12 protein-coding genes are annotated in these 10792 nt (G+C 52.0%); 7 read left to right on the forward strand and 5 right to left on the reverse strand.

Annotated elements, in window-relative coordinates:
* Together HY913_15700 and HY913_15705 are read left to right on the forward strand one after the other, a co-directional pair.
* On the forward strand, window positions 1-137 hold a 137-nt coding region (locus HY913_15700), incomplete at its 5' end, for a transposase (protein MBI4964723.1).
* A gap of 319 nt (window positions 138-456) precedes the next feature.
* Window positions 457-1335, forward strand: a complete 879-nt coding sequence (locus HY913_15705; GenBank protein MBI4964724.1) for a response regulator — start codon at window positions 457-459, stop codon at window positions 1333-1335.
* 647 nt (window positions 1336-1982) lie between these two features.
* Here HY913_15705 and HY913_15710 read toward each other — a convergent pair.
* From HY913_15710 to HY913_15730, 5 genes are all read right to left on the reverse strand, one after another.
* Window positions 1983-2291 (reverse strand): hypothetical protein, encoded by a 309-nt coding sequence (locus HY913_15710; GenBank protein MBI4964725.1) that lies wholly within the window; start codon window positions 2289-2291, stop codon window positions 1983-1985.
* Between the two features lie 83 nt (window positions 2292-2374).
* Window positions 2375-3142 carry a hypothetical protein gene (locus tag HY913_15715; GenBank protein MBI4964726.1) on the reverse strand — a complete coding sequence of 256 codons (768 nt, stop codon included), beginning with the start codon at window positions 3140-3142 and terminating at the stop codon, window positions 2375-2377.
* Between the two features lie 181 nt (window positions 3143-3323).
* Window positions 3324-3467 carry a hypothetical protein gene (locus HY913_15720; GenBank protein MBI4964727.1) on the reverse strand — a complete coding sequence of 48 codons (144 nt, stop codon included), beginning with the start codon at window positions 3465-3467 and terminating at the stop codon, window positions 3324-3326.
* A gap of 238 nt (window positions 3468-3705) precedes the next feature.
* Window positions 3706-4197, reverse strand: a complete 492-nt coding sequence (locus HY913_15725; protein MBI4964728.1) for a PilZ domain-containing protein — start codon at window positions 4195-4197, stop codon at window positions 3706-3708.
* Window positions 4198-4438: 241 nt separating this feature from the next.
* Window positions 4439-5137 (reverse strand): PilZ domain-containing protein, encoded by a 699-nt coding sequence (locus HY913_15730; GenBank protein MBI4964729.1) that lies wholly within the window; start codon window positions 5135-5137, stop codon window positions 4439-4441.
* A 730-nt stretch (window positions 5138-5867) separates the two neighbouring features.
* On the opposite strand from HY913_15730, the gene cyoA reads away from it, so the two are divergent.
* The 5 genes from cyoA to cyoE all read left to right on the forward strand — a co-directional run.
* Window positions 5868-6794, forward strand: coding sequence for a ubiquinol oxidase subunit II (gene cyoA, locus HY913_15735; GenBank protein ID MBI4964730.1), 927 nt, complete (start codon window positions 5868-5870; stop codon window positions 6792-6794).
* A 1-nt stretch (window position 6795) separates the two neighbouring features.
* Window positions 6796-8775 carry a cytochrome o ubiquinol oxidase subunit I gene (cyoB, locus tag HY913_15740; GenBank protein MBI4964731.1) on the forward strand — a complete coding sequence of 660 codons (1980 nt, stop codon included), beginning with the start codon at window positions 6796-6798 and terminating at the stop codon, window positions 8773-8775.
* 51 nt (window positions 8776-8826) lie between these two features.
* Window positions 8827-9441 carry a cytochrome o ubiquinol oxidase subunit III gene (cyoC, locus tag HY913_15745; protein MBI4964732.1) on the forward strand — a complete coding sequence of 205 codons (615 nt, stop codon included), beginning with the start codon at window positions 8827-8829 and terminating at the stop codon, window positions 9439-9441.
* On the forward strand, window positions 9442-9768 hold the full coding sequence (cyoD, locus tag HY913_15750; GenBank protein MBI4964733.1) for a cytochrome o ubiquinol oxidase subunit IV: 327 nt from the start codon (window positions 9442-9444) through the stop codon (window positions 9766-9768).
* Between the two features lie 198 nt (window positions 9769-9966).
* On the forward strand, window positions 9967-10792 hold an 826-nt coding region (cyoE, locus tag HY913_15755), incomplete at its 3' end, for a protoheme IX farnesyltransferase (protein MBI4964734.1).

Below are 10792 nucleotides of genomic sequence, written 5' to 3' on the forward strand. Positions count from 1 at the left end.
TATCCACAGGCCCATTGGAGGCAACCAACAACAAAATCAAAACACTGCAAAGACAAGCTTATGGATTCCGTGACCGTGAATTCTTCGTCCTCAAAATCTATGCACTACATCTGACAAAGTACGCACTTGTCGGATGAGCCTAGACATTGGCCAAGAGCGGACTTGACCCCTTTTTCCTTTTCAGCAGGAACATCCATGCAGTGAAAAAGCCTTGGAGGATCAGTCGGTAGTGAGGTAAACTTAGACTTGTGAGTAAATACCTCTGTCGGCAGAGTCCCGAGGTTTTCGCTCTGCGAAGTCCCGCGGGAGGCCGGATGATCCCTTCACGACGCCGGAGGGACAACCCGCTGACTAGGTACCGAAGAACCCAACCTCGAATTAGCATGATCCCGATCACGGTCGGGCTACATTCGTTCCTGAGACGAGTGGGAGAGCGTGCGGGCCTGGGGGGCTGTGATGGAAGACCGGCGGATAAAGGTTCTTATCGTAGATGATGAGCCGTACATCGGCGATCTACTTAGGCGTTACTTGACCCCTGAAGGGTACGACTGTCGAGTGGTCTTCAGTGGAGAAGAGGCGCTAAAGGCACTTGAATCGAACTCGTTCAATCTCGTCTTGGCAGACGTCATGATGCCCGGAATGTCCGGCATCGATCTTCTGCAAATCACGAAGTCGTTATATCCGGAAGTGGCGGTGCTTATGGTCACCGCGATAGATGACAAGGACACGGGCGTGCTTGCTGTAGAACTCGGAGCGTACGGTTATGTCATCAAGCCTTTTGAAAGGAACGAGATCTTGATCAATGTCGCGAATGCCATGGAACGCCGAAGGCTCACACGCCTTGTACTAGAGGGTGCCCCCGACAAGCCTTTGGCCGCGCGGGCGACAACGCAAAGGCATCCCCCCGTTAAGATTTCGGCAAGAAAGGTCCTCGATCTGATCAATTCCGGCATGGACGAGGCCGCACTAATGGGGGAACTCAATCTCTCTGCCAAAGCACTCAACAGTCTCATGGACCAGTTGGTAGCCACTGGACTGTTCAAGCAGTCGGACGTCGATCGCAGAAGTTCCCTGTCTCCCGGCTCGGTCGTGGTAGATCTTGAGCAGACCAAATTTCCTGAAAGTAATAGAGAAAAGCCGGCTGTCAGCGCAAAGGATGCTGCCGAATGCATCAGGTCTGGAATGGACGATTCATCTCTCATGAAACGATACGGAGTTTCCGCAAAGGGACTTCGGAGCCTATTCAGGAAATTGGTCGCGTCGGGAGTTGTTGAACAGTTCGAACTTGACAAGCGGATGTCAGAGACGCATCAGTGGGCGTTCCTCGAAGAATGATCGTTGGCACCACTCTTCGGGTCTGCTCCGATGGGGGTCCGGTCCGGTCTTGGCTCATGTGTAGGAAATGGGTCAGTGGAGCTGTCGTTCGATGGCGGCCACGCGTCTTTTCAGCCTTTTGTCTGCCCGGATCTCCTTCTCCACTCGAGAAACCACGCTGCTCACGCTACTGTAGTTGCCCGGATCAAAAGCTTTCCCTATGGTGGCAAGGGTTTCTCCGGAGAGACGCCTGGCAAGGTAGATATAAGGTCTTGCGGTGGTTTAAGAAAAAAGGCTGTTGCAGCCTTTCAGGCGATGGGCACATAGCCTACGCGACAGGACGAAGCTATGTCAAGGAATCTTCCATCCAGGCAAAGCATGCCACTTGTGGAGCACTCCGAAAGTGGGCCCAAGCCATCTTCCGGCTCACCCCTGAGGCATGGAAGCCGCATGACACCTCAACATGAGCCAAGAGCAGACGTGACCCCTTTTCTTTAGATGTCTTGATTGACAAGCAATGTCATCCCTTTATTCAAGATCACATGAGCCAGTAGAAGACGTGACCCCTTTTTCGGCTGTACCCTCAGCAAGGAAACGATCCTTTCCTTGCCATAGGGATGTTTTTTCCCTTGACAGAGGGCCTTTTATTGGGTGACGCCTTTTTCAAATCATTCACCGCTGATCGCTGTGCAGAAGCCGCAGACCTCCTCCTCGGTTAAGGTCCGGCCGCATCGATGACATTTCAGGCACGCACGTGATTCTCCTGTAAAAGCCCTGAAGATGGCGCTTTCAGACAAACTGGTTCGTTCATAGAACTCAAGTTCCGTCATCAGTCCAACTTCGACCAGTCTCCGGAAGACGTACCGGAGCAACTCCGGGGCCAAGCGGTGCTTCTCCATCAGTTCGAAGTCATTCATTCCGGTCCTAAGATCCCGAGCCACTTCGCTGGCACTTACCCTGATCTTTACTTTGGCCATTGTCCCCCCAGCGCTTCACTCAAGAAGCCTACATCAAAGCCGCTTCCCACCAAAAGGCCTAAGCATCTAATAGCCCTTCAGGGTCATTCGAAGGTCAGAGTCATTATTTCCAGCAATTCGTCCAGAGCGGCTGCACCATTCTGGTCTATATCGGCAATTTCAAATCCCGCCGATAAGCCCCCTTCACTCTGATTAGGCCTGAACCACCTACATACTGCCTGAACCCTTATCGGGTTGATGTCCATGATCTCAGAAGGAACAAGCATCAGGGTCTTGACCTCCTCCACTCTGGCAAGGAGCCCTCTTGCCCCGAATCCCCTATTCGAGACGTCTATAATCTGCCCGGCATTTTGGGGATTGTTCTCTTCAAAGACCTCAATAGTTAGGATTGGGTAGCTTCTCATTGCGTCGCGGATGCCGCGAAGAGTGATTGAATCGTCCAAGTTCGGATAGATACCCAGAAGCTCGTCCCATGTCAGAATGCCAGAGTGCGCGAGTTTCCAAAAGGTGCTCTGAAGTCCGCGAGATGAGAGGCCATACTTTTCCATGATTTGTGATTCTGTCATTCCCTCCAGGATATCTTCGGTAATTGCCCGAACATTGACTCTCTTTTTCTCACGAAATCCACTTCTGTCCCTAAAGAAGGCAATCCCCGCCTGCGTCATTTCTTCAAAGATCCTCTTGAGCCCGTTTCTGGACAACCCGTATTTCTGCATGAGGTCCTTGTTGGTCATTCCGGACCTGATGTTTCTCAACAGTTCTCTTGCATCGATCTGCCTTATCGCACCTAGTGCTACTAATTGGCTGAAGAGGCTTTCTAACCCCCCGGGCGAAAGGTTGTACCTTTTCATCAGAGAAGTATCGCTCATCCCCGACCGTATGTCCTTAAGAGCTGCCGCGGCATCGATAACACGCTTTGCCAGATTCACTTGCACTTACGTATTCCCCAGGACCTCAACAACAGATCTGCCCAATCTCAGGGATGCGGTCCTCGAAAAAACCCCACCCTAGGGCTGCTAGCCCTCATGGAAATCACATTTTTCTGATGATCCTCTCGTACCAGGCAACAGGAAAATCCTGGCTGAGACGCGCGGAACGACCACATGTGCCACACCACGCTAATAGCGTTGCAGGATCTCGGATGGAAAACATGATTATGCTTTTGATCTCGATCATGGAGCCGCCGCAGTGACAGCAAGTCTCGGTCAAAGGCCCCAAAAAGGTTGCCGTATGGTTTGCCCTAAAACCGAGAGAAGCCAAATCATAGTCGCGCTATTGTATAAGCTAAGTTCATGCGATTCCTGGGCGTACCCAACCCCCGTCCCTCGGTCAAACACGACTTTCCTCTCCTCCCTTACGTGGATACGGCTAAGCGATTTCGGGCCAAGGGACAGGTCAGGTGAAAGGTGCGGGTTCATAATCCCTCGAATGTAAAAACGTGCATGAACTTTTTCAATTCAGCCAGATTACCTGGAGTAATCCGAATAATTCGGAAACCAGCTCTCAACGTGTTTAACCATCTGCATTCCGCCGAGAAAGATATGGGCTGAACATCGTCGAAGTTTATCGCTGGGATGGTGAGTTCCTTTACGTCGCCCTCCCACGTTTTTATGCCGGCTATCAATAGGCCCGCCTCGGATACATCTAGGATTTGGTAGCCTTCACCGCAAGTTCCTGCCTCATAAATCTCAATTTTGCCAAACAATTTCTTCCTGGGCCTTTGACGCACGTACTTTCGCGAGGATTCCCCCTTGCCGAGTGCCGGGGGATCATACCTCTTCAACTTCGCTCGCCATCCTTCTGGCAAGCGATATCTTATTTGGTTCAGGTCTATGACGCCCATCATGATGAGCCTCTTAAAAACCCGATAAAGATCCCCAGCGGAATCTATGCCGTACTTGTTCATGAGTTGACGATCTACCATTCCAGACTGAACGTCTTGAGAAAATGCTTCAACACAAATGCGGAGAAAACCGGCCGCCATATGTTAAGGCCCGTCCTCTTCAAAGCCTATCGTTGATAGGCTATATTTGGAGCATCATATATGACCCGACTCTCTGACCGGCGGTGGAGAAACGATGTACTTAACACCGATAGTAACCCGAAAATCCTACGAATTGCATCCACCTGCAAGTCGGCACGTTGCTTCAACAACACAGCTCAAGTAGAGGAATCAGTTTCCTGATCTCTTTGCAGTCCGCCTCCGAGAGTTCAATAATTCTCAGGCCTGTCACATAAACCCCACCGAGCGTGTCTGACCACCTGCACTCTGCCCTGAATCTGAAGGAATTCACCTCCAGAAAAGAGTCCGGATGCACAACGAGCGTCAAGATGTCTCCCGGAAAAGCCTTGATTCCTGCCAACCGAATTCCTGTTTCTGAAATGTCCTTGACGGTCCCTTTTAGCGTGGGATCACCGGCTTCCACAACGACCAGCTCGAAATCGAGGCAATATCTCTCCAGGTCTCGGCGATTTCCGCGTGCAACCGCCTCGGCCAAGAAGAATTCGCTACCCAATAGTTCCTCTGGCACGATAGCTTTGAGTTCCAATAGTCTATTGTAGAGCAAGTGAAGAGCCGCCCGAGAAAGCCCGTAGACCTCCGTCAAGTCGCCATCGGTCAGGCCTTTCCTGAAATCCTTTAAGAAATCTTTTACGTTTACCTTTATTTTTTGAGAGGCAGATTCTTGGCAATCTCTTGTGCTCAGCAATCCAAGGGATGCCAGTTCCTCGTAAAGACTTTGGAGACCCACCGGAGAAATCTTGTACTTCTCCATCAGCGCAGGGTCACTCATGCCCGCGCGAATATCTTTGAGTGCCTTCACGGCACTGATTTGTCGGTCCGCCATTCCACTCCCCACAGCCGAGCCTGGCCTTCAGGGTTTGTTTAATCGTCGCACCGTATTGAACGGTGTGTCAATACTGAAAACAAGGTACAATATTGGGTATGGAAAATACCCCCTCTACTGCCGAAACAGGGTAGAGAATGGAAGGTGTCAGTTACTATTTTTCAGGATCAATCAGATCTTATTCGGATGAATCTGGATCAAAACGGGGGGAAATCACTGGGGTTATCGTGCAAGAACTCGAATGATAGTAGTTTCAAATCGGCCTGTCACGCCGGAGGTCGCGAGTTCGAGTCTCGTCGCTCCCGCCACTAAATTAAATAACTGGCCCGTTGATCGTTTTCAGCATATAGCCGGTATGTTCGGAAGATGTTCAGAATCTTGCCCACAGGTATCTTTGCCAGGCTCCGCGGTTTTTTTTCGAGTCCCCAAAATTTCAGTTAAGCCGCGGTTAAACGATACGTTGTCAATCGCATGGAAAGGCTCCTGGTCGATGATTCTCCATATGACGGCCGGAGGTGGCATGTTCATGTCGCGTCGGGGTTTGCTCAGTCCGGAGGCCACGGGAAACTTTTTAGATGCTCGGTCGTCTAAAACTGGTAATTGAGACGCTGGAGCGTAATAATATGCGTACGCCCCAATGAGGCCACAGGCCCGTGAATACTCGAAGTTATTGCTCAAATTAAGACCTGTTTACTTAAAGATTATAGACCGTTGGGACGCCGGGGGACAAATGAAGAGAAGCAAATATTGCATTTTTGTCGGCATATTATCCCTATGTGCCGTAACTGTCCTCGGAGGTTGCAGCACGATACTAGTGTTGGACCCCAAAGGACCGATTGGCGAGGCGGAGCGCTTCGTCATCATTGCGGCCATCGTGCTCATGCTGATCGTCGTCATTCCCGTTTTCATCATGGCGTTGTGGTTTCCCCTAAAGTACAGAGCTTCCAATACCGAATCGAATTATATGCCTAAATGGAGTCATTCCGGTAAAATCGAGTTCTTCATGTGGGCGGTCCCCGTTGCCATTGTCACGGTTCTTGCGATTCTGGCCTGGAACACCACCCATTCTCTGGATCCGTACAGGCCCATCCCATCGGCCGACAAGCCCATCAACATCGAAGCCGTATGCCTGGATTGGAAATGGCTCTTCATCTACCCGGATCACAATATCGCGACCGTCAATCAAATCACTTTTCCAGTCAATGTTCCGGTCAGCTTCAAAATCACCTCTGACACCGTAATGGCTTCCTTCTTCATCCCGCAACTGGGCAGCCAGATTTACGCCATGGCAGGCATGCAAACCCGATTGCATCTCCTGGCTGATACACCAGGCGCTTATGCCGGTCACAATCAGCAATTCACCGGCCGCGGTTACGCGGACATGCATTTTAAAGCGAATGCGGTTTCCCGTGAAGAGTTTGAATCGTGGGTGCAAAAGATCGGACAATCCCCGGAAAAGCTGGATCTGGAACGATATGAGAAGCTCGCAAAGCCGAGCGACGGCTACCACCCCGTGACCTATTTCTCTTCAGTCAAGCCCGATCTGTTCGAGTATATCCTGCGCAAATACGATCCGGCTTGGGGCAAACATCCCGGTCATATGAGCGGAGGCTCTGTTTCCACCCACGCAAGGACCCGCGTTTCAGAGGAAAATTGATATGTTTGGAAAGCTAAGCCTTTCAGCGATTCCGTATCACGAACCGGTCACGATAACCGCGGTAGTTGGTTCGGTTGTCCTGGCCTTGATGATCATGGGCTTGATCACTTACTACAGAAAGTGGACTTACCTTTACAAGGAATGGCTGACCAGCCTCGACCATAAAAAGATCGGCATCATGTACATTATCCTCGCATTGGTCATGTTGCTGCGCGGGTTTTCCGATGCCATTTTGATGCGGGCTCAGCAGGCCGTTGCCACGGGCGGCTCCCTCGGCTTTCTGTCCCCCGACCACTTCAATCAGATATTCAGCGCCCACGGCTCCATCATGATCATCTTCATGGCCATGCCGTTCCTGGCCGGGTTGGTAAATATCGTGGTGCCGCAGCAAATCGGTGCACGCGATGTGGCCTTTCCCTTTTTGAATTCGCTCAGTCTCTGGCTGACCACAGCCGGGGCATTGCTGATCATGGTATCTTTGGGTGTGGGTGAGTTTTCCAAAGCCGGATGGTCGGGATATACCCCGCTGACCGGAATTGAGTACAGCCCCGACGTAGGGGTGGACTATTGGATATGGGCTTTCCAGATCGCGGGTATCGGCTCGACTTTGACCGGTATAAATTTCATCGTCACCATCATAAAAATGCGTGCCCCGGGCATGACGGCCATGCGGATGCCGCTGTTTGTTTGGACTACTTTTTGCACCATGGTGCTCGTGGTTTGGGCATTTCCGGTCCTGACGGCCGCTCTAGCCATGCTGACGCTCGATCGCTACCTGGGTATGCATTTTTTCACTAACACGCTCGGCGGCAACCTGATGATGTATGTGAACCTGTTCTGGACCTGGGGGCATCCTGAGGTTTACATCCTGATCCTGCCGGCTTTCGGTATCTTTTCGGAGGTCACCGCCACTTTCTCCGGAAAACGACTGTTCGGCTATACATCCATGGTCTGGGCAACTGCGGCAATAACGATTCTGTCCTTTTCGGTCTGGATGCATCATTTTTTCACCATGGGCGCCAGCCCGAACGTCAACCTCTTTTTCGGGATTGCGACCATGCTGATCGCCATTCCTACCGGGGTAAAGACCTTTAACTGGCTTTTCACCATGTATCGCGGCCGCATAAGATTTACTACGCCGATGTACTGGACCCTGGGGGCCATCGTGACCTTCGTTGTCGGCGGGACTTCAGGCGTACTGTTGTCGATACCATCCGCTAATTACGTGATCCACAACAGCCTGTTTGTGATCGCTCATTTCCATAATACGATTATCCCCGGTGCGCTGTTCGGCCTTCTTGCAGGTTATTACTACTGGTTTCCAAAGGCCGTCGGGTTTCGTTTGAAGGAGAGTTGGGGCAAACGCGCGTTCTGGTGTTGGCTGATCGGCTTTTTACTCGCCTTTATGCCCCTCTATGTGCTGGGGTTCATGGGAATGCCCCGCCGAATGGCGTTTTATGCCACCCCGGCCTGGCATCTCCCTCTGCTGGTCGCCGCATCGGGTGTGGCCGTGATTGCCCTAGGCATCTTCTTTCAGGGAATTCAATTGATCGTGAGCCTCAAGGAGCGCCGTGCTCTCGGCGATCAGACCGGCGATCCATGGGACGGCCGGACCTTGGAGTGGATGACATCTTCTCCTCCCGCGGTCTACAACTTCCCGAAAATACCTGTTGTGGATGAAATCGACGCGTTTACGGACATGAAGGAAAAAGGCATCGCCTACCAGCGGCCGGATCGATATAACGACATCGAAATGCCGAAAAACGCGCCGCATGGCTTTATCATCGGCGGATTAGCTTTCGTGTTCGGCTTCGCCATGATCTGGTACATCTGGTGGCTGGCCATATTGGCCGCTCTGGGTATGCTTTTCACGGTCATTGCCCGCTCGATGGATGATGACATCCATTACGTCATCCCGGCCGCAGAGGTCGAGCGGATCGAAAATGAACGCTATCGACAAATGGCCGCTGTCGCGAAATGACTTTCCGCAGACGAACAGAGCATCACAAAACCCGTACCGGAGATGTGAATGATGACAACAGACGCTTTGACCATCGGCATCGCTCATAACGAAGAAGCTGAACACCCCGATACCGTCGAGATGCAGGCATTGGGTTTTTGGCTCTATCTTATGAGCGACATCATCATATTTGCGACGCTCTTCGCCACCTTTGCCGTCCTGGGCCGCAACTATGCCGGAGGCCCGACAGGGAAGGAACTGTTCGAACTGCCTTACGTTTTGGGTGAAACCTTGCTCCTGCTGTTCAGCAGCGTAACCTATGGTCTGGTCATGCTGGCTGTGCACAAAGGCATGAAGAAGTGGGTCCTGAACGGACTCGTGGTCACCTTTCTGCTGGGGCTTGGATTTGTCTTAATGGAAATCAAAGAGTTCCACAACCTGATTGCCGCAGGCCACGGACCGGACGTCAGCGCCTTCCTTTCGAGTTATTTCACCCTGGTAGGGACTCACGGCACCCATGTGACTTTCGGGCTGATCTGGATGGCGGTCATGATAGTTCAGGTGGCCGTCAAAGGGTTGACCTCTCCTGTTCAGTCACGGCTGATGCGCCTGAGTATGTTCTGGCATTTTCTGGATATCGTCTGGATCGGCATATTCAGTATCGTCTACCTGATGGGAGTTATGTAAATGAGTCAAGCATATATCGACAGCACCGGCGCCAGCAGAGGAAGCCTCAAATCGTACCTTACCGGTTTCGTTCTTTCCCTCATTCTGACCGCGATTCCGTTTGCTTTGGTGATGAGTGGTACCTGGTCCTCCTCAGCGATCCTGGCCGGCATTTTCATTGCGGGCATCGTGCAGATTCTGGTGCACTTGTATTACTTCCTGCATCTGGACACTTCATCAGCCGCGCGGTGGAACGTGTTCGCGTTGATATTCACTTTAGCGATCATGGTTCTCTTCGTCGGAGGGACCATCTGGATCATGCTAAACCTGTATCATCGAATGATGTGATACCAATCTGTGTTCCTGAGGTATGACGGGCGGCATGCCTCCGTAACGAAGTCAGGTCTGCCGTTCGCAGTGGAGGAGACATGCGGCCCGTCACGCAAGATTACTTGTTGGAAAGCATATTGGTATGAGGTAAGCGTTCACCGGGACGAGGATAATAGCTCGGAATCACGACGGGAGGGGAACCATTGCGGTGTGACAATGCCTGAGAAGATCAAAAACTATTTGATGGTCGCCAAACCGGGGATCGTTCTCGGCAACCTGATCTCCGCGGCAGCCGGCTTTTTTCTTGCCTCCAAAGGGCAGGTTGACGGCGTTGCTCTCGCGGCGACTCTCATCGGCATATCTCTGGTTGTCGCTTCCGGTTGCGTTTTCAACAACTGTATCGATAGAGAAATAGATCGAAAAATGATCCGGACACGCAACCGTGCCCTTGCCAAAGGGCTCATGTCATTGAAAATCGCCGTATCCTACGCAACGATTTTAGGCATTGCGGGCATGGCACTGCTCTGGGCGGCAACAAACTTGCTGGCCGTTGTCATCGTGCTGGCCGGCCTTGTGATTTATGTGGGCGTGTACAGCCTGTACATGAAGCGCAATTCCGTTTACAGCGCGTTGATCGGCAGTCTGGCTGGAGCCACACCGCCGCTTGCGGGATATTGCGCAGTCACCGGTAGCTTCGACCTGGGAGCATTGATATTGTTGTCGATCTTCAGCCTGTGGCAGATGCCTCATTGCTACGCCATCTCTGTTTTTCGGCTTGATGATTACACTGCTGCGGCCATCCCGGTTCTGCCGGTCAAGCAGGGAACTGCCGCGGCAAGAAAGCATATTGTCGGGTATATCTTGGCCTTTATGGCCGCCGCGCTGATGCTGACCTTCGCGGGGTACACCGGTTACAGCACCTTTGCAGTGGCGACCGTGTTGGGCCTGTCCTGGCTGTATCTGGCCTGGTCGGGCTACAAGGCATCCGATGAGCGGCTCTGGGCCAGGAAGCTTTTTATCTTCTCCATTCTGACCATATTCA

Origin of the sequence: Desulfomonile tiedjei (assembly GCA_016212925.1) — a bacterium.
GTDB lineage: Bacteria > Desulfobacterota > Desulfomonilia > Desulfomonilales > Desulfomonilaceae > JACRDF01.